This window comes from Enterobacter sp. PL_is511 (genome assembly GCF_055816065.1).
Genome location: NZ_JBVPGP010000024.1, coordinates 316,471 through 334,394, shown reverse-complemented (window position 1 = coordinate 334,394; position 17,924 = coordinate 316,471). Strand labels below are relative to the sequence as shown.

The 17,924-nt window shown below is 62.7% G+C and carries 14 protein-coding genes; 4 read left to right on the top strand and 10 right to left on the bottom strand.

Annotated elements, in window-relative coordinates; translation table 11 throughout:
• Window positions 1-57: 57 nt before the first annotated feature.
• The 6 genes from cstA to entC all read right to left on the bottom strand — a co-directional run bounded on the left by cstA (window position 58) and on the right by entC (window position 7,140).
• Window positions 58-2,163 carry a pyruvate/proton symporter CstA gene (gene cstA / locus AC0TN7_RS16975; protein WP_473702300.1) on the bottom strand — a complete coding sequence of 702 codons (2,106 nt, stop codon included), beginning with the start codon at window positions 2,161-2,163 and terminating at the stop codon, window positions 58-60.
• Window positions 2,164-2,312: 149 nt separating this feature from the next.
• Window positions 2,313-2,726 carry a proofreading thioesterase EntH gene (gene entH / locus AC0TN7_RS16970; protein WP_048993150.1) on the bottom strand — a complete coding sequence of 138 codons (414 nt, stop codon included), beginning with the start codon at window positions 2,724-2,726 and terminating at the stop codon, window positions 2,313-2,315.
• Window position 2,727: 1 nt separating this feature from the next.
• Entirely contained in the window at window positions 2,728-3,474 is a 747-nt protein-coding gene (gene entA / locus AC0TN7_RS16965) for a 2,3-dihydro-2,3-dihydroxybenzoate dehydrogenase EntA (RefSeq protein ID WP_473702523.1), read from the bottom strand.
• Between the two features lie 5 nt (window positions 3,475-3,479).
• Entirely contained in the window at window positions 3,480-4,334 is an 855-nt protein-coding gene (locus AC0TN7_RS16960) for an isochorismatase (protein ID WP_417927078.1), read from the bottom strand.
• Window positions 4,335-4,344: 10 nt separating this feature from the next.
• Window positions 4,345-5,955, bottom strand: coding sequence for a (2,3-dihydroxybenzoyl)adenylate synthase EntE (gene entE / locus AC0TN7_RS16955; RefSeq protein ID WP_473702299.1), 1,611 nt, complete (start codon window positions 5,953-5,955; stop codon window positions 4,345-4,347).
• Between the two features lie 9 nt (window positions 5,956-5,964).
• Window positions 5,965-7,140 (bottom strand): isochorismate synthase EntC, encoded by a 1,176-nt coding sequence (entC, locus tag AC0TN7_RS16950; protein WP_417927076.1) that lies wholly within the window; start codon window positions 7,138-7,140, stop codon window positions 5,965-5,967.
• Window positions 7,141-7,328: 188 nt separating this feature from the next.
• On the opposite strand from entC, the gene fepB reads away from it, so the two are divergent.
• Entirely contained in the window at window positions 7,329-8,288 is a 960-nt protein-coding gene (fepB, locus tag AC0TN7_RS16945) for a Fe2+-enterobactin ABC transporter substrate-binding protein (protein ID WP_024906981.1), read from the top strand.
• Window positions 8,289-8,334: 46 nt separating this feature from the next.
• Here fepB and entS read toward each other — a convergent pair whose 3' ends face one another.
• Window positions 8,335-9,582, bottom strand: coding sequence for an enterobactin transporter EntS (entS, locus tag AC0TN7_RS16940; protein WP_157188753.1), 1,248 nt, complete (start codon window positions 9,580-9,582; stop codon window positions 8,335-8,337).
• A gap of 108 nt (window positions 9,583-9,690) precedes the next feature.
• Here entS and fepD point away from each other — a divergent pair, with 108 nt between their 5' ends.
• The 3 genes from fepD to fepC are packed head-to-tail and all read left to right on the top strand — an operon-like array spanning window position 9,691 to window position 12,481.
• Window positions 9,691-10,695: a Fe(3+)-siderophore ABC transporter permease gene (gene fepD, locus AC0TN7_RS16935; protein WP_024906979.1), complete on the top strand. Its 1,005-nt coding sequence runs from the start codon at window positions 9,691-9,693 to the stop codon at window positions 10,693-10,695.
• A complete protein-coding gene (gene fepG, locus AC0TN7_RS16930; protein WP_417927692.1) occupies window positions 10,695-11,684 on the top strand; it encodes an iron-enterobactin ABC transporter permease in 990 nt (329 codons plus the stop codon). Before fepD ends, fepG begins: the two co-directional genes overlap by 1 nt.
• Entirely contained in the window at window positions 11,681-12,481 is an 801-nt protein-coding gene (gene fepC, locus AC0TN7_RS16925) for an iron-enterobactin ABC transporter ATP-binding protein (RefSeq protein ID WP_473702298.1), read from the top strand. The genes fepG and fepC overlap by 4 nt, the downstream gene beginning before the upstream one ends.
• An 82-nt stretch (window positions 12,482-12,563) precedes the next feature.
• Here fepC and entF read toward each other — a convergent pair whose 3' ends face one another.
• The 3 genes from entF to fes are packed head-to-tail and all read right to left on the bottom strand — an operon-like array spanning window position 12,564 to window position 17,846.
• Complete coding sequence (gene entF / locus AC0TN7_RS16920; protein ID WP_473702297.1) at window positions 12,564-16,427, bottom strand: enterobactin non-ribosomal peptide synthetase EntF; 3,864 nt, start codon at window positions 16,425-16,427, stop codon at window positions 12,564-12,566.
• On the bottom strand, window positions 16,424-16,636 hold the full coding sequence (locus AC0TN7_RS16915) for an MbtH family protein (protein WP_024906975.1): 213 nt from the start codon (window positions 16,634-16,636) through the stop codon (window positions 16,424-16,426). The genes entF and AC0TN7_RS16915 overlap by 4 nt, the downstream gene beginning before the upstream one ends.
• Window positions 16,637-16,646: 10 nt before the next feature.
• Entirely contained in the window at window positions 16,647-17,846 is a 1,200-nt protein-coding gene (gene fes, locus AC0TN7_RS16910) for an enterochelin esterase (protein ID WP_417927072.1), read from the bottom strand.
• Window positions 17,847-17,924: the final 78 nt, after the last annotated feature.

Below are 17,924 nucleotides of genomic sequence, written 5' to 3'. Positions count from 1 at the left end.
TCTGATCTCACAGGGAATGTAGGCCGGGTAAGGCGAAGCCGCCACCCGGCACAAAGGTTAGTGCGCCCCTTTCGCCTGGGACACAATCTCTTCCAGGTTTTCAGGCATTGGCTCGTACGGCGTCTCTTTCGCCGTTGGCTTATCGTTTTTCAACGCCGCCAGCGCGGTCTTGAGAGAATACAACGCCAGCACCACGACCACCACCATAAAGAAGATGGTCAGCCCGGCGTCCAGACGGTTGTTAAACACCAGCTGCGACAGCTGCGACTCGGTGTACTGCGCCGGGATCTTACCGCTGTCGATCATCGCCTGGAACTTGTTGGCGATCGCCAGGAAGCCCACTTTGTTGTCCGGGCTGAAGGCTTTCTGCCAGCCCGCCGTCAGGGTACAAATCAGCAGCCACGCGGTTGGCACTAATGCCACCCAGGCGTAACGCTGGCGCTTCATCTTGAACAGCACCACCGCGCAGAGCATCAGCGCCATGCCTGCCAGCATCTGGTTGGCGATACCAAACAGCGGCCACAGGGTGTTAATCCCGCCCAGCGGATCGACCACGCCCTGATGCAGGAAGTAGCCCCATGCCAGCACGCACAGCGCCGTCGCCAGCAGGTTAGCCGGGAGCGAATCGGTACGCTTCAGGTTCGGGGAGATCACCCCCAGCAGGTCCTGCAGCATAAAGCGCGCCGCACGGGTTCCCGCATCCACCGCAGTCAGGATAAACAGCGCCTCGAACAGGATGGCGAAGTGATACCAGAACGACACGTCCATCAGCCCGCCCAGCGCGCCGTGCAGGATGTAGGCCATGCCGACCGCCAGCGTCGGCGCCCCGCCCGCACGGGAGATAATCGACTGCTCGCCCACTTCACTGGCGATGCTCGTCAACGTATCAGGGGTAATCGCAAAGCCCCAGCCGCTCACCACCTGCGCGGCGGATGCCACCACGTCAACGGTTCCGGCAGGCGCCAGCACCGCCATCGGGCTGTTCATCGCGAAGTACACGCCCGGATCGATAATGCAGGCCGAGACCAGCGCCATGATGGCGACGAAGGACTCCATCAGCATACCGCCGTAGCCAATCAGGCAGGCCTGATTTTCATTCGCCAGCATCTTCGGCGTCGTCCCGGAGGCGATCAGCGCGTGGAAGCCGGACACCGCGCCGCAGGCAATGGTAATAAACAGGAACGGGAACAGGTTACCGGTCCAGACCGGGCCGGTGCCGTCGATAAATTTGGTTAATGCCGGCATGGTCAGGGTCGGGCGCATAATCAGAATGCCGATCGCCAGCCCGACGATGGTGCCGATTTTCAGGAAGGTAGAGAGGTAGTCACGCGGGGCCAGCAGCAGCCACACCGGCAGCACCGCCGCCACAAAGCCGTAGCCCACCAGCATCCAGGTCAGCTGTACGCCGGTAAAGTCGAAGAACGGCGCCCAGGTCGGGCTTTCCGCCACCCAGCCGCCGGAGATAATGGCGAACACCAGGAATACCAGACCAATCACCGACACTTCACCAATGCGCCCCGGGCGCAGATAGCGAATGTAGATCCCCATGAACAGCGCCAGCGGAATGGTGAAGGCAACGGTATAGGTTCCCCACGGGCTGTGGGTCAGCGCTTTCACCACGATCATCGCCAGCACCGCGAGGATGATTACCATGATCATAAAGGTCGCCACCAGCGCAATCACCCCGGCGGTGGCCCCCATCTCCTCTTTCACCAGCTCACCCAGCGAACGTCCGTCGCGGCGGGTGGAGACAAACAGCACCATAAAGTCCTGTACCGCCCCCGCCAATACCACCCCGGCGAGGATCCAGATCATCCCCGGCAGGTAACCCATTTGCGCCGCCAGCACCGGACCCACCAGCGGGCCTGCCCCGGCAATCGCCGCAAAATGGTGACCGAACAGCACTTTCTTGTCGGTCGGCACGTAGTCCAGCCCGTCGTTGTGGCGGACGGCTGGCGTCATGCGCGTCGCATCAACGCCTAACACGTTCTTTGCGATATAGCGGCCATAAAAACGGTACGCGATCAGATAAATGCAGACGGAGGCGACAACGATCCAGAGCGCGTTGATCTGCTCCCCCCGGTTGAGGGCGATATAGCCCAGGGCAAAGGCTCCCACAACGGAGAGCCCTGCCCATGTAAGGTATTTCCCTGAGTTGTTCATAGTTGTTGTCCGTTGTTGTGAAACAGTGAGATGTTACATTTTGTTTCTAGAACAACCGGAAAAATTTAACAACTTTGAAACGCAATAATGCGTGGTCAAACCAGAGATTTACACCACAGTGTTAAGCCGATCACTTTGATCTGCCTGGGCTAGCCCAGCACCATCGTACTCAACCGGCAGGTACAGCACCGCCGCCCCTGCTCGTCGAAGACCACGATCTCCCAGCTTTGGCTCGAACGCCCAAGATGCAGCGGCTGGCACACCCCGCGCACCTTACCGTGGGAGACCGCGCGATGATGCGTGGCGTTCAGCTCCGTCCCCACCACGCTCTGCCCGTCGCGGGTCATCAGAAAACCGGCCATTGAACCCAGCGTTTCCGCCAGCGCCGCCGAGGCCCCGCCGTGCAGCAGGCCAAACGGCTGGTGGGTGCGCGCATCCACCGGCATCTCCGCTTCCAGCGTGTCGTCGCCGATACGGGTATAGACAATGCCGAGATGCGCCACCAGGGTGTTCAGGCTGGTCGCGTTCAGCTCCTCGAGCGGTATATGACGTTTCCAGATCATCTTACGCCCCCAGCGTGGAGCCGCCGTCCACCACGATATCCTGCAGGGTGATATGGCTGGCGGCATCGGATGCCAGGAACAGCACCGTGCTGGCAATCTCCTGCGGACTGGCGATTTTGCCCAGCGGAATGCCGAGCTTAAACTGCTCGCCGAAGCCGCGGATGCGCTGCTGCTCCGCATCGTCGCTTTTCCACAGGGTGCGCTGCATATCGGTATCCGTTGAGCCCGGCGACACCAGATTACAGCGCACGCCGCTGCCTGCCAGCTCCAGCCCGACGGTCATGGCCAGGCTTTTCAGCGCCGCTTTCGATGCGCCATAGGCGCTCATGCCGATGCGCGGCGTGTGCGCCGCATCGGACGCCACGGTAACAATCGCCCCGCCCTGCTGACGGCGGAACTGGCCCATGGTCAGCTGGAACAGATTGAACGCGCCGCCGACGTTGACCGCGAAGGTCTGCTGCCAGTCCTCCTGCGAGAGCTGGTCCGTTGCCCCCATGCGCAGAATGCCCGCCGCGTTGACCAGCACGTCCAGACGCTCAAGCGTTGTCAGCACGCGCCCGCACACCTCATGCACCTGCGCGGCGTTCGCCACGTCCAGCGTTTCGGTGGCGAACGGGTAATCATCCTGCGGAAACGCCAGATCGAACCCAGTCACCTGCGCGCCGGCTTCGGCGAACGCCAGAGCCGTCGCGTAGCCAATCCCCTTCCCCGCGCCCGTCACCCAGACGGTTTTGCCGGTGAAATCCAGTCCCATCACTTCACCTCGCGGGAAAGCAGCGCCCACCAGGCGTCGATTGTTGGATTTTTTGCCAGCATCACGAAGTCGATATCGCCGTGTACTTTGCGCCAGCGGGCGGCCAGCGCCATCATGCGCACTGAATCCAGACCGTAGTCGATCAGGTTTTCGTCATCCATCGGCTCGTCGGACTCATCCAGCAGCGGCAGAATCAGCTCGCGCAGTGCGGCCTTCGAGGCCGGAACGGACGGCAGCAGCTCGTCGGTCATCACCACGCGGCCCGAGCGTCCGGCTACATAGTTCAGCGACATCAGGTGCTCGTCGCGGGTGAAATCCGCCAGCGCGTCGGCAATGAAGAATGGCTTAATGTCGCGCATAAAGGCGTCGGTGGCGGTGGTCATGCAGCCGATGTGGGCGTACACGCCGGTAATCAGCAGCTGGTTGCGGCCCGTCTCTTTCAGCATCTGCTCCAGCGGCGAGCGGTGGAACGCGCTGTAGCGCCACTTCACCAGCACCGTGTCCGCTTCGTCCGGCGCCAGCTCGGCGACGATGCGCTGCTGCTCCGGCGAACGGGTCAGGCCCGGGCCCCACATGTCGTTCAGCAGGGCGCGATCGTCGTCGCTCTGCTCTTTTGGCTGCGCGGTGTAGTACACCGGGATATTGTGTTCTTTGCACCAGGCGCGCAGTCTGGCGATGTTCGCCACCACCTGCTGCATCATCGCGCTGTTTTCGCCCCAGAAGTTCAGGAAATACTCCTGCATATCGTGGATCAGCAGCGCCGCACGCTCGGGCTCAAACGCCCAGTTCACCTTGCTGGTCGGCAGCTCTGCGGCGGTCGGCAGCGCGTAAGCGGTTAATTTTGGAATGGCCATACTCTTTTCCTCAGCCCCGGGCGCGTTCAGCAAGCCACAGGCGCAACTGTTTCTTATCGACTTTGCCGACAGGCGTCAGCGGGAGCGCATCCACGCTCTCCACTCGGTCCGGCAGCTTGAATTCGGCGACGCCCTGCTCGCGCAGGAAGCGACGCACCTCGACCGCGCGCAGGGGCTGTTTCACCACCAGATACGCGCAGCTTTTTTCGCCCAGCAGGCTGTCCTCCATGCTCACCAGCGCGGCGTGGATCACCGCCTCATGGCGCAGCAGCAGGTTCTCGATCTCTTCGGCAGCAATCTTCTCGCCGCCGCGGTTGATCTGATCCTTCTCGCGTCCCTGCACGGTGATGTAGCCCTGCTCGTCAATGGCGATCAGATCCCCGGAGCAGTAAAAGCCGTCGGCGTCGAAGGCGCTGGCGTTGTGTTCCGGGCTGTTGAAATAGCCGCGGAAGGTATACGGACCGCGCGTCATCAGACGCCCGACTTCCCCGCGCGGCAGCGGGTTGCCGTGCTCGTCCGCCACCCACACTTCGTCGTCCGGGCACATCGGGCGGCCCTGGGTGTTGATGATGCGCTCCGGCGCGTCGTCGAGCGCGGTGTAGTTCACCAGCCCTTCCGCCATGCCGAACACCTGCTGAAGCTGGCAGCCGATTTCCGCCGGAATGCGCGCCGCAAGCGTGGCGGAGAGGCGTGCGCCGCCCACCTGCAGCAGCTTCAGGGAGTTAAGCTGCGCGTTCCCCGCACCGTCGGCAATCGCCTGCAGCCAGAGGCTCACCGCCGGAGGGACCAGCGAGGTGACGTTAATCTGATGCCGTTCAATCAGCGGGAAGCAGAGCGTCGCGCTCGGATCGTTCGCCAGCACCACGCAGCCGCCCGCCGTGAAGACGCCCAGCGATCCCGGCGAACTCATGGCGTAGTTATGCGCCGCAGGGAGCGCGTTCAGATATCGGGTGTGCGCAGTAATGCCGCAGATCTCGTTGCTGCGGCGAATGCTGTAGTCGTAATCGTTGTGCGTGCGCGGGATCAGCTTCGGCGTACCGGTGCTGCCGCCGGAGAGCTGGAAGAACGCCACTTCGTCGGCGGGCGTCGGGTTAGGGATAAAATTGTCCGCCGGGCGCGCAATCGCCGCGTCCAGGGCATATTCACCCTTATCGCCGCGCAGGAGCACGACGCGCACCGAGCGATGTTCATCCACAAAGGCATGAAGAAAATCATCGCCCGCAAACAGCGCATGGTCGCGATCGGCGATCAGCACGGCGGGGTTGATCTGCGCCGCGTAGGCGTTCAGCTCGCTGCGCTGGTGGCTAAAGAGCGCGTTGACCGGCGCGACGCCGATTTGCAGCAGCGCGAAGAAGGTCATGTAGAACTCGGCCACGTTGCCAAGCTGCACCAGCGCCGTCTCGCCACGCTGCAGTCCACGCGCCTGAAGGGCTGAGGCCAGGTTGTTTACGGCCTGATTCAGCGCGCGGTAGGTAATGTGGCGATCGCCATCGATAATCGCCACCGCATCGCTGTCCGCCCGATCGGTCAGGATGTGGGTCAACGGCAGATCCTGCCAGTAGCCTTTTTCACGGTAGCGGCGGGCAAATGCCTCAGGCCAGCGGGTAAAGGGAATGGTCATGAGTCTTCCTTAGTGCAAACCAAACACGTTGAGCATGGTGGAGAGCTTCACGCCGGTTTCGCGCCACTCGCCCACCGGCGAGGAGGCAGGCACAATGCCCGCACCGGCAAACAGGCGAACGGTATTTTCGCGAAGACGCGCGCAGCGGATGGTCACCACCCACTCGCCGTTGCCTTCGCTGTCGCACCAGCCGACGATGCCGCCGAACAGCTCGCGGTCGAACGGCTCCAGCTCGGCGATCAGGTCTTTCGCCACCTGATGCGGGAAACCGCTCAGCGCCGGCGTCGGGTGCAGCAGACAGGCCAGGGTCAGGGCGTTTTCATTTTCACGCGCCTCGCCTTCAACCGGCGTCGCCAGATGCCACAGCGTCGGCGTGGTAATCAACTGAGGCGAATCCGGCATGCTGAGATGGTGGCTGCGCGGTGCCAGAATGGCTTTCATCGCCTGGGTCACCAGGTCGTGCTCGTGACGGTCCTTTTCGGAGGCCAGCAGCTTGTTGCCTGCTTCACGATCAAGCACGTCGTCCGGCTGACGACGCGCGGAGCCTGCCAGCGGCAGCGAGCTAAAGTGCCCACCCTCTTTGCGCAGCAGCAGCTCCGGGCTGGCGCCGAGCAGTACGCCGCCGTCTTCCAGCGGCACGTGGAAGTTAAAGCTCGCCGGGTTCTGGGCGATCAGGCGCTCCATCAGCGCGCCGCTATCAATGTACTTATCGGTCGTGATATCAATCAGGCGCGACAGCACCACCTTGTTCACCTGCGGCGTGGCAGTGAGCGACGCGGCGCGGGCAACCATCTCTTCGAACACGGGCTGCGGCGGGATCTCGGTGCGTTGTTCCACCTTCAGCGCCTGCGAGCCGGAAAAATAGCGTGAAGACTGCTGACGCGCCGGACGGGAAAAGGTCTGCCAGCGCTGTGGAATAAACAGAGAGGATGGCTTGCGGGTATCGAACGGGATAGCCCCTACCATCACCGGATGGACGATGCCGCTGGCCTTTGCGTTCTGGAAAGCCTGGGCTAATTTTTGCTGGAAGTGCCCTGCCTGATCGTCGCCGCCAACGGCGGGTTCACTGAAGCGGGCAAAGCAGCCGGACGTGGTAAAGCTGCGGTAAGGCGACATAAAGAAAAAGCGGTCTGATTCGAGCGTGGTTGCGGTGTGCTGAACTTCCTCAGCCAGGGACGTATCCATATCATCCTCCTTAAAATGATAAAAGAAGCAATAATGATTATCATTTATATTTTCGTCGGCTAACCTAATCCCACATCGCTTCGCTGTCAACCGTCGGGCAAATAACTTGTGCGACAAAAGCTTGCATCCCTTTGCGGCAACCATGAAAATGAGAAGCATTATCTTCAACAAAAACAGGATGTCGCGCTGTGAAATTCCCCGCCGTATTTCGAAATACCCTGCTTTTACCTGGACTTTTTGTTTTCGGACTTGCCTCAGCCGCTGCCGCCGACTGGCCGCGTCAGGTAACCGACAGCCGCGGCGTTCACGCGCTTGAGAGCAAACCGACGCGCATTGTCTCCACCAGCGTGACCTTAACCGGCTCCCTGCTGGCGATTGACGCACCGGTCGTCGCCAGCGGCGCGACCACGCCGAATAACCGCGTGGCGGATGGGCAGGGCTTCCTGCGCCAGTGGGGTGATATCGCGAAGCAGCGCAAGCTGGCCCGGCTGTACATCGGCGAGCCCAGCGCTGAAGCGGTCGCCGCCCAGATGCCGGACCTGATTTTGATCAGCGCCACCGGCGGGGATTCCGCGCTGGCGCTGTACGATCAGCTCTCCGCCATCGCCCCGACGCTTATCATCAACTACGACGACAAGAGCTGGCAGGCGCTGCTAACTCAGCTGGGCACCATCACCGGACAGGAAAAGCAGGCCGCAGAGCGCATTGCCACGTTTGATAAACAGCTCGCGCAGGTGAAACAGCAGATAAAGCTGCCGCCGCAGCCGGTGAACGCCATCGTCTACACCGCCGCCGCGCACAGCGCCAACCTGTGGACCGCGGAATCCGCGCAGGGCAAGCTGCTGCACCAGTTGGGCTTTGCGCTGGCGGAGCTGCCTCCCGGATTGCAGACCTCAACTAGCCAGGGTAAGCGCCACGACATTATCCAGCTGGGCGGGGAAAACCTGGCGACGGGGCTGAACGGCGAAGGGCTGTTTGTGTTTGCCGGTGACGAGAAAGACGTGGAGGCGATTTACGCCAACCCGCTGCTGGCGCATCTGCCGTCGGTGAAGAACAAGCGCGTCTGGGCGCTGGGAACGGAGACGTTCCGCCTGGATTATTACAGCGCGATGTTGGTATTAGACAGATTGAATGCGTTGTTTAAGTAGGCATTTTCCCTCCCTCTCCCCGTGGGAGAGGGCCGGGGTGAGGGCATCAGGCCGCACCGTCGTTCAACACACTCTCCTGCCTGAATCGGCGCAATTCCACCAACGCCACTAACAAAATCCCACCAACCATCGCTAACGCAAACCCGCTGCTGCTCGCCGACGCCGCCGGGGTCATTATCGCCCCCAGCCCGCCGAGGATCGCCGCGCCGATGGCATCACCCGTCACGTTCTGCGCCGTCCACAGGCCGTTGATGCGCCCGAGCATCCCTTCCGGCGTCTGGGTCTGGATCAGGGTGTACTGCAAGAGCGAGCTGATGGCGCTCAGCCAGCCGAAAATCACCAGACACAGCACCCCGAGCGCCCAGACCGGCATCAGGCTAAAGAAGCCGATGGCGATAAACGAGGCCAGCGTGGCAAGCAGCATAATCAGCCCCGGACGCGCGCTTTGCGCCAGGTTGCCGCTGGTCAGCGCCCCGCACGCCGCGCCGAGCGGAATGGCGGCGTAGAGAATGCCAATCTCCGAGGCGCTCATCTGCCACTCTCCTGCCAGCGCCGGGTAGAGCACGCGCACTGCGCTCGCCATGGTCAGCAGGCCGCCGAGCAGCGCAATGCCGCCAATCAGCGGGTTGCTGAACAGGAAACGAATAGCGGCCATCAGTGATTTCAGCGGATGCTCGCGCGGCTGCGGCGGAGGCGGCAGCAGCGGCAGGCGCAGCAGCGTCAGGGTGGTGATAAAGGTCCCCGCCGCCGCCAGCCCGTAGTTCCACGCCACGTTGCCGGTTGCCAGCAGCAGGCCGCCCACCATCGGCGAAATCACCGAGCCCAGACGCACGGTGAGCATGGTGATCGCCCCCGCCTGCATCAGGTTATCGCGCCCGACCAGCGCGGGCGTTGCCGCCAGCAGCGCCGTCACGCCTAAGGAGGCAAAGAAACCGTCCCACAGCCCGAGGGCATAAATGGCGATCAGCGACGGCTCCGGCAGCATCGCGTTCAGGCACAGCCCGATAAAGCCCACGCCGCAGGTGCCGCGCGCCAGCAGGATCAGCTTCTTGCGCTCGTAGCGGTCCGCCATTACGCCGCCGACCATCAGGCCGATAAACATCGCTCCGCCGGTTAACGTCACCGATAACCCCACCAGCCAGCTGGAGTGGGTCATAGTCTGTATCTGTACCGGCACGGCCACGCCGAGCAGGCCGAGGGATAAAATGGAGATAAAACGAGCGATAAAAACGGCGCGATACGCCGGGTGCGTTTTGAGCAGGCTGAGGTTGAGCAGCCAGGATTTTTGATTCATGACAAAGCCTTGAGTGTAATTCTACCCATTCCATGGGCGCACATGCTAACATAGCCAAATAAGATAAATAACGATAATCACTATCATTATCAAATCATGGATGTTGCTATGTCGTTTTCCTCTTCTTCGGTGCGCGCCGTTGCCGTGCCCGTTTTATTGCTGCTATTGAGCCTGGCGATTGCACTCAGCCTGCTGGTTGGCGCGAAGCCTCTGCCCGCGTCCGTTATCGTTGATGCGCTCTCCGGTACCTGCCAGAGCGCCGACTGCGTCATTGTGCTCGACGCCCGCCTGCCCCGCACCCTTGCCGGACTGCTGGCCGGTGGCGCGCTCGGCCTTGCCGGTGCCCTGATGCAAACCCTCACCCGTAACCCGCTGGCCGACCCCGGCATTCTCGGCGTGAACTCCGGTGCCAGCTTTGCCATCGTGCTCGGTGCGGCGCTGTTCGGGTTGACCTCTCCGTCCGAGCAACTGGTGATGGCCTTCTGCGGCGCGCTGGCCGCCTCGCTGGTCGTCGCCTTTACCGGCAGCCAGGGCGGCGGACAGCTGAGCCCGGTGCGCCTGACGCTGGCGGGCGTGGCGCTCGCGGCGGTGCTGGAAGGCTTATCCAACGGCATCGCCCTGCTCAACCCGGACGTTTACGACCAGCTGCGCTTCTGGCAGGCCGGTTCGCTGGATATCCGCACTCTTGAAACCCTGAAAGTGGTGGCGATCCCGGTGATGATTGCCGCTGCCGTGGCGCTGTTTTTAAGCCGGTCGCTCAACAGCCTGAGCCTCGGCAGCGACACCGCGACAGCCCTCGGCAACCGCGTGGCACGTACGCAGCTGATTGGTCTGTGCGCCATCACCGTGCTGTGCGGCAGCGCGACCGCCGTGGTCGGCCCGATCGCCTTTATTGGCCTGATGATGCCGCACATGGCGCGCTGGCTGGTGGGGGCGGATCACCGCTGGTCGCTGCCGGTGACGCTGCTGGCAACCCCTGCCCTGCTGCTGTTTGCCGATGTGCTGGGCCGCCTGCTGGTACCCGGCGAGCTGCGCGTCTCGGTGGTCAGCGCCTTTATCGGCGCGCCGGTGCTGATTTTCCTGGTACGCCGTAAACACGGAGGTGGCGCATGATGGCCCCGTCCCGTCGTTTAATCACCAGCGTCTCGCTGTTGACTCTTCTCATTGTGCTGCTGGCGGTCTGGAGCCTGCGCAGTGGCGCGGTGACGCTCGATTTTTCTCAAGTGTTTGACGCCCTGCTCGGCAGCGCGCCGCGCAACATCACTATGGTGGTGACGGAGTGGCGACTGCCGCGCGTGGCGATGGCGATTCTGGTCGGCGCGGCGCTCGGCGTGAGCGGTGCGATATTCCAGTCGCTGATGCGCAACCCGCTCGGCAGCCCGGACGTGATGGGCCTCAATACCGGGGCCTGGAGCGGCGTGCTGGTGGCGATGGTGCTGTTTGGTCAGCACCTGACGGCCATTACCTTTACGGCGATGGCGGGCGGCATTCTGACGTCCTTACTGATCTGGGCGCTGGCCTGGCGCAACGGTATCGACACCTTCCGCCTGATCATCATCGGGATTGGTATCCGCGCCATGCTGATGGCCTTTAACACCTGGCTTTTACTGCAGGCCTCGCTGGAAACCGCGCTCTCCGCCGGGCTGTGGTACGCCGGTTCCCTCAACGGCCTGACGTGGGGCAAAACCTGGCCCGCAGCACCGCTGATTGTGCTGATGTTTATCGGCGCGCTGCTGCTGGTGCGGCGCATGCGGCTGCTGGAGATGGGCGACGACAGCGCCTGCGCGCTGGGCGTGGGCGTCGAACGCTCGCGCCTGATGCTGATGCTGGTCGCCGTACTGCTGACCGCCGCCTCCACCGCTATCGCCGGGCCGATCTCGTTTATTGCCCTCGTCGCGCCGCATATCGCGCGGCGACTTAGCGGTACCGCGCGCTGGGGATTAACTCAGGCGGCGCTATGCGGCGCTGTGCTGCTGCTGGCCGCCGATCTCTGCGCCCAGCGGCTGTTTATGCCTTACCAGCTGCCGGTGGGCGTGGTGACCGTCAGCCTCGGCGGCATTTACCTTATCGTCTTGCTCGTTCAGGAGTCTCGCAAGAAATGACAGATTCAACCACCCGCTTGCGCGGCGAAAATCTCACCCTCGGCTACGGCAAAAAAATCATTGCCCGTGACTTATCCGTCGCCATTCCGGACGGCCATTTCACGGCAATTATCGGCCCTAACGGCTGCGGCAAATCGACCCTGCTGCGCACGCTGAGCCGCCTGATGACGCCGGCAGAAGGCAGCGTGCTCCTCGACGGGGAGCAGATCCAGCGCTTCGCCAGCAAAGAGGTAGCCAGGCGCATCGGGCTGCTGGCGCAAAATGCCACCACGCCGGGGGACATCACGGTGCAGGAGCTGGTCTCGCGCGGACGCTATCCGCACCAGCCGCTGTTTACCCGCTGGCGCAAGGAAGATGACGAGGCGGTGAACCGCGCGATGCGGGCGACGGGCATTACCGATCTCGCTCAGCAAAGCGTGGATACCCTTTCCGGCGGACAGCGTCAGCGCGCGTGGATCGCGATGGTGCTGGCGCAGGAGACCTCCATCATGCTGCTGGACGAGCCGACGACCTGGCTGGATATCAGCCATCAGATTGACCTGCTGGAGCTGCTGAGCGAGCTGAACCGCGAGCAGGGGTACACCCTTGCGGCGGTGCTGCACGATTTAAACCAGGCGTGCCGCTACGCCACGCACCTGATTGCCTTGCGAGACGGGGAGATTGTGGCGCAGGGCGCGCCGAAAGAGATTGTGACGCCGGAGCTGATCGAGCGGATCTACGGCATGCGCTGCATAATTATTGACGATCCGGTGGCGGGCACACCGCTGGTGGTGCCGCTTGGAAAACGTGCGGTCTGATGCCCTCACCCCGGCCCTCTCCCACAGGGAGAGGGAGCAAACCATCCCCTCTCCCTGTGGGAGAGGGTTAGGGTGAGGGGCTTTAAACGTTACCCAATATCTCCTTCAACACCGGTCCTGTCTTTTCAAACGCCTGCGGTGAAATGATATCCACGTGGGCGCAGTCCTGACTGTACACCTCCAGTTCCGCCACCCACGGCGCCCAGGCAACCTGCGGATCCATCGTTCGCGTGCGCTCGGCGACGAACAGCGTCGCTTTGCCGTCAAACCGCGCGCTGTGCGCCGTGGTGAGCAGCCGCACCGCGTCGGCGTAGTTGCCTTCGATAGCATTAAACAGCTCGCTGGAGCCCTGCCCCTGCTGGGCGGCGATAAACGCCTGACGCTCGCGCTCGATTTCCGCCAGCACTTCCGGGTCGAGGCCGTTGGCCTTTTTCTCCGCCCAGTTCTGGGTTTCCGGCGGCCAGGTATCCAGCAGGCCGAGGAAGGCTACCTCTTCACCCTGCTCGCGCAGACGGGCTGCAATCCCTTGCGCCAGCGTACCCCCGAGGGAATAGCCGAACAGATAATACGGCCCTTGCGGCTGCTGCATACGCAGCGTATTCAGATGATGCTCAATCACTCCATCCAGATCCGCACACTGCTGCATCGGCCCGTCCGGACGCGGCGACTGAACGCCGACGATTGACCAGCGCGGGCTGAGGTAGCGCGCCAGCACGCTAAACTGCCAGGCAAAGCCGGAAGCCGGATGGAAGCAGAATAGCGTCGGGCCGCCGCTCTCGCGCAGCGGCAGAAGCGTTTCATAACCCAGACGCTGCGCCTGCTCGTCGCTCATCTGCGAGTCCAGCAGCGTGCTCAGCTTGCTCACCGTGGAGGCGACCATAATCTGCCCCGGCGTAACCTTGCGCTCGAACGCGCGGCTAAGCTGCGCCGCCAGACGCATCGCCAGCAGCGAGTGTCCGCCGAGGGCAAAGAAGTCGGCCTCAATGTCGTTGACCTCGCAGCCCAGCAGCGCGGCAAACGCCTGCGCGACGGCAATTTCGGATTCGCTTTCCGGCGCACGTCCGGAGATTTTGCTGGTCAGCTCCGGCAGCGGCAGCGCCTTGCGGTCAAGCTTGCCGTTGGCGCTCAGCGGCAGCGCGCTGATTTGCAGCAGCACCACCGGCACCATATGCGGCGGCAGCTGTGCCTTGAGCGATTCGAGCAGCGCGTCGCGGTCCAGCGGTAAGCCGGTTTCAGAAACCACGTACCCCACCAGCTGCCGGGCATCGCCACCCGTTGCCGCCGCCCGGTTGAACACGCAGGCGTGCGCCACGGCCTGAGCCACGCCCGGCAGCGACAGCATCGCCCGGTCGATTTCACCCAGCTCGATGCGCTGGCCGCGGATTTTAAGCTGGTCGTCGCTGCGGCCCAGGTATTCCACCGCGCCGTTGTCCAGCCAGCGGGCAACGTCTCCGGTGCGGTACATCCGCTCGCCCGGCGCAAACGGGTCGGCGATAAAGCGGCTGGCGGTGAGGTCCGGACGGCCAAGATACCCCTGCGCCAGCTGAATGCCGGTGAGATAGAGATCGCCCGCCACGCCGAACGGCACCGGGCGCATCATCGCGTCCAGAATGCGCAGCCCCGTGTTCCACACCGGGAAGCCGATCGGCACGCTGTTGCCCTCCACCGCCGCCAGCTCGGGACCAAACGCCGGATACCAGCTCACGTCCACCGCCGCTTCCGTCGGGCCATAGAGGTTGTGAAGCGGCGCATGGGTCAACTGCTCCCACTCGCGGCACAGTTCGGTTGGCAGCGCTTCGCCGCTGCAGAACACCTGCTTAAGGGTTTTACAGCACGCCACGTTTTCCGGCGTCAGCGAGGCAACAAACGCCGCCAGCATCGACGGCACGAAGTGGGTGGTGGTCACGCCGTACCGGGTGAAGAAGCTCTGCATCGCCTGGGGATCGCGGTGCGCGTCCGGCTCGGCCATCACCAGCTTCGCCCCGGCGACAAACGGCCACCAGAACTCCCACACCGACACGTCAAAGCTGCACGGCGTTTTCTGCGCCACCACATCGTTCGCGTCCAGCGGATAATGGTCCTGCATCCACTTCAGGCGGTTAACGATGGCGGTATGGCCGACCATGACCCCTTTCGGGCGGCCCGTCGAACCGGAGGTAAAGATGATGTACGCCGTCTGCTCCGGCTTTGCCAGCCGCAGCGGCTCAGCACCCGCGGTCGGTAACAGTGTGTTGTAACTAAACGTCGTAATAGGCAGATCGCTAAAGCGCGGAAGCTGTTCGTCGGTAGTAATGAGCAGGGACGGCTTCGCGTCCTCAAGCATCATCCGCAGGCGGTCGCCCGGGTAGCCGGTGTCGAGCGGCAGCCACGCGGCGCCCGCCTCCACAATGCCGTGCAATGCTAACGTCAGGAACACCGAGCGCGGCAGGGCCACCGCCACGCTGTCGCCCGGCTTCACGCCGCGCGCGCGCAGCAGGTTTGCCAGCGCGATGACCTGCTCGCGCATCTGGCGATAGCTGAGCTCAATATGCACGTCCGCCAGCGCGGGCGCGTCCGGCGTTTTGCTCGCCTGCTCCGCCACCAGATCCGCGAGCGTGGTGGACGGCAGCGCCAGCCCGGTATCGTTGATGCGCGCCAGCTGCTGATACTCCTGCTCTGAAACGGTTTCCACTTCGCCACAGCGCAGGTCCGGATTAGCCGCAAACTGCCTCAGCATCGCGTTCAGACGCGCGACGTGTCGGGAAAGCGTCACTTCATCGTAGCGCTGCTTATTGGCGAGGATCTCAATGCTCAACCCGCCCTGCTCGTCCGGGAACAGCGCCAGCTCAAGGTCGTTCACCGGGCCGGTTGCCAGCGTGTGGGTAATGGCCTCCACATCGTCGATATCCAGCTGATAGTCGAACACCTTGACGTTCAGCACCGGGCCAAACAGCGCTTCATCACCCGCCGCTTTCCCGCTGTCGCGCACGATCTGCTCGGCGTCATAGCGCTGGTGGCGGCGCATTTTTTTCAGCTGGTTCGCCAGGCGCAGCGCCAGCGAGGGCAGGCTCTCCTGCGGATCGATATTGACCGCCAGCGGCAGGACGTTAAGCACCGGCCCGGTCGCGGTCAGCGCCGCGGAGCCCAAGCGGCGCATAAAGATAAACCCGGCGGCATAGTCCAGCCTCCCGGTCAGGCGGCCCAGCCACAGTGCCACCAGCGCAAGGGCCAGGTCGGTGCGCTGTACCTTTTCTGCCGCCTGTGCAAGCTGGCTGAAGGCGCGGCCGTCGGCGGCGATTTTCAGGCGCAGGATATCCGTTGTCGCGGCTCGGCCCGGCAGCGGCGTGGAGGAGAGCGAGACCGGAGAAGGCAGTTCCTTGCGCTGCTCTGCCCAGAACGCGCCGTCGCGCGCATACGCCTCGCTGTCGCGATAGCGCTGGTACTCGTCCACCACCTCTTCAAACGGCGTAAACGGAGATGCGGGCGTAGGTTCGCCCTTTTCCCACGCGGCGTAAATCGCGGCGATCTGGCGGGTAATGGCCGGGAAACTGAAGCCATCCACCACCAGGTGATGATACCGTTGATACCAGTACCAGTGGTTTTCACCGACCTGAATCAGCTGCTGAAACGCCAGCGGCTGACCGCTGTCGACGCGCAGGTTCTGGTCAAGATCGGATTCCATCAGCGTCATGGCGTCGTCGTGAGAGTTAACGCGAACGATGGACGGCTCAGGCAGGTTCGTGGACTCGTCCACCCACTGCCACACCTCGCCGTTCTCCTCGGAAAAACACATCCGCAGTGTATCGGCCTGCATCATGCCTTCAGCAATCGCTTTTGCCAGCAGCGGCGCGTCGATATCGCCTTTCAGCTCGGTGTAGTGCGCCACGCTCCAGGCGTTTGGCAGCGTGGACAGCTGTTCCGCCATCCAGATCCCCGGCTGGGCGGCGACGAGAGGAAGACGGATCATGCGTTCTCCCCCGCAAAATAAGACGGCTCAAGCGTGTGCCAATGCCCGACAAGCCACTGCTGGCATGCCTCCTGAGACTGTGCTTCACACACCACGTGCCACCCCGCCGGCAGTTCGCACTGCTGCGGCCACAGGCTGTACTGCCCCTGGTCGTTTTGCAAAATGGCGAACTGTCCCTGCGGATTATCGAAAGGATTGCTGAATTCCATACAGACTCCGTTAGTGAATTAGCGGCTGCCAGAGGGTCATCAGCCCCTGCGTCAGCCCACCGCGCCAGCAAAGCGCATCGTGTCCGCCGTCAACCTGACGCCAGATAACCGGTTGGTACGTGTTCAGCTCGACGTAAATCGCCTGATTCGCGCGGAAGATGAGCGGCTCGTTGCGCCCGGCTTCAAGAATGATGCGTAGCCCGCGAGGGGATATTTCACCGGCTTTAAGCTGTTCGATTAACAGCCCGTCCTGCTGCCCACCGCGGTGCGGCCACCAGAAGGACCCGGACTGGCTGAGCACGCAGCCAAAACGCTGCGGCCAGTTGAGGCCAGCATAAAGCGAAGAGAGGCCACCAAAGCTCTGGCCCGCCACCACCGTACGGTCGGCGCGGTCGCTAAACGGCACGCGTTTTTTAACAAGGGGGAGAAGTTCTTCCTGCACCGCCAGCCAGAAATCGGGATTGCACGGCAGCTCGCGGTTGCGATGCTCCATATCGATAACATCGATTAAGACGTAGACCGCAGGCGGTAATTTGCGCTCGGCGGTGAGCGACGCCAGCGCAGGCCAGACCGGCATACTTTCGGCCCAGAACTGCCCGTCGAGCAGCACCGCCAGCGGACGTTCCGAGTCGTCGCCCCCGGTAGTGAAAATCCAGACGCGACGGCGATTTTTCAGGCGCGCGCTTTCCCACTCAATGCAGACTGGCGGCTGATACGGCGTATCGGGATGATTCCACCCCGGCTGAACAGGTGCTTCCGGCATTTCCAGCGCCGAGACGGCATGACCGCGCCCGCCGCGCCAGCTCTGCGGATTCAGCGGATCAGACACCGCGTGCGGCAGCAGTTTGCGCCAGCCTTCGCGCAGCGCCATGCGGTCCGGCTGCTGGCCTTCGAATACCGCGTCGGCAAAATCGTTTTCATTCACGGAAGGGATAAAACAGTAGCTTCCGCGCCACTCGGGGCTGAAATCGCCCTGCCACTGCCAGACGTCGGTATCGGGCATGCGTTCGAGAGACTGCGGGCGGGCATTTTGGTGGTGATCGGTCACGCCGGTGACGTAGAGCCAGACGCGTTTGATCGGTGACGTTCTTTGCGTTCCTGCCGGGTCACGCCACCAGAACGTGACGCGATAGTTTCCCTTTTCCGGCTTCCATTCAGGCCCGTTTTTCGACTGCCACCACGCTTCACTTCCCGTTGTTAACGCCGTCACCCTTATAACCTCATGTTTAACAGTCTTTTTTGTTTCAGAGCAAATTTTATTGATAATATTATTGATAACTATTTGCAT

Excerpts from the sequence above, each read along its gene's own strand:
- entS (WP_157188753.1), bottom strand. The coding sequence starts at position 9,582 with ATGAATCAAAAATCCTGGCTGCTCAACCTCAGCCTGCTCAAAACGCAC.
- entF (WP_473702297.1), bottom strand. The coding sequence starts at position 16,427 with ATGATCCGTCTTCCTCTCGTCGCCGCCCAGCCGGGGATCTGGATGGCG.
- entC (WP_417927076.1), bottom strand. The coding sequence starts at position 7,140 with ATGGATACGTCCCTGGCTGAGGAAGTTCAGCACACCGCAACCACGCTC.
- AC0TN7_RS16960 (WP_417927078.1), bottom strand. The coding sequence starts at position 4,334 with ATGGCCATTCCAAAATTAACCGCTTACGCGCTGCCGACCGCCGCAGAG.
- entH (WP_048993150.1), bottom strand. The coding sequence starts at position 2,726 with ATGATCTGGAAACGTCATATACCGCTCGAGGAGCTGAACGCGACCAGC.
- fepC (WP_473702298.1), top strand. The coding sequence starts at position 11,681 with ATGACAGATTCAACCACCCGCTTGCGCGGCGAAAATCTCACCCTCGGC.
- entE (WP_473702299.1), bottom strand. The coding sequence starts at position 5,955 with ATGACCATTCCCTTTACCCGCTGGCCTGAGGCATTTGCCCGCCGCTAC.
- fepG (WP_417927692.1), top strand. The coding sequence starts at position 10,695 with ATGGCCCCGTCCCGTCGTTTAATCACCAGCGTCTCGCTGTTGACTCTT.
- cstA (WP_473702300.1), bottom strand. The coding sequence starts at position 2,163 with ATGAACAACTCAGGGAAATACCTTACATGGGCAGGGCTCTCCGTTGTG.
- AC0TN7_RS16915 (WP_024906975.1), bottom strand. The coding sequence starts at position 16,636 with ATGGAATTCAGCAATCCTTTCGATAATCCGCAGGGACAGTTCGCCATT.
- fepD (WP_024906979.1), top strand. The coding sequence starts at position 9,691 with ATGTCGTTTTCCTCTTCTTCGGTGCGCGCCGTTGCCGTGCCCGTTTTA.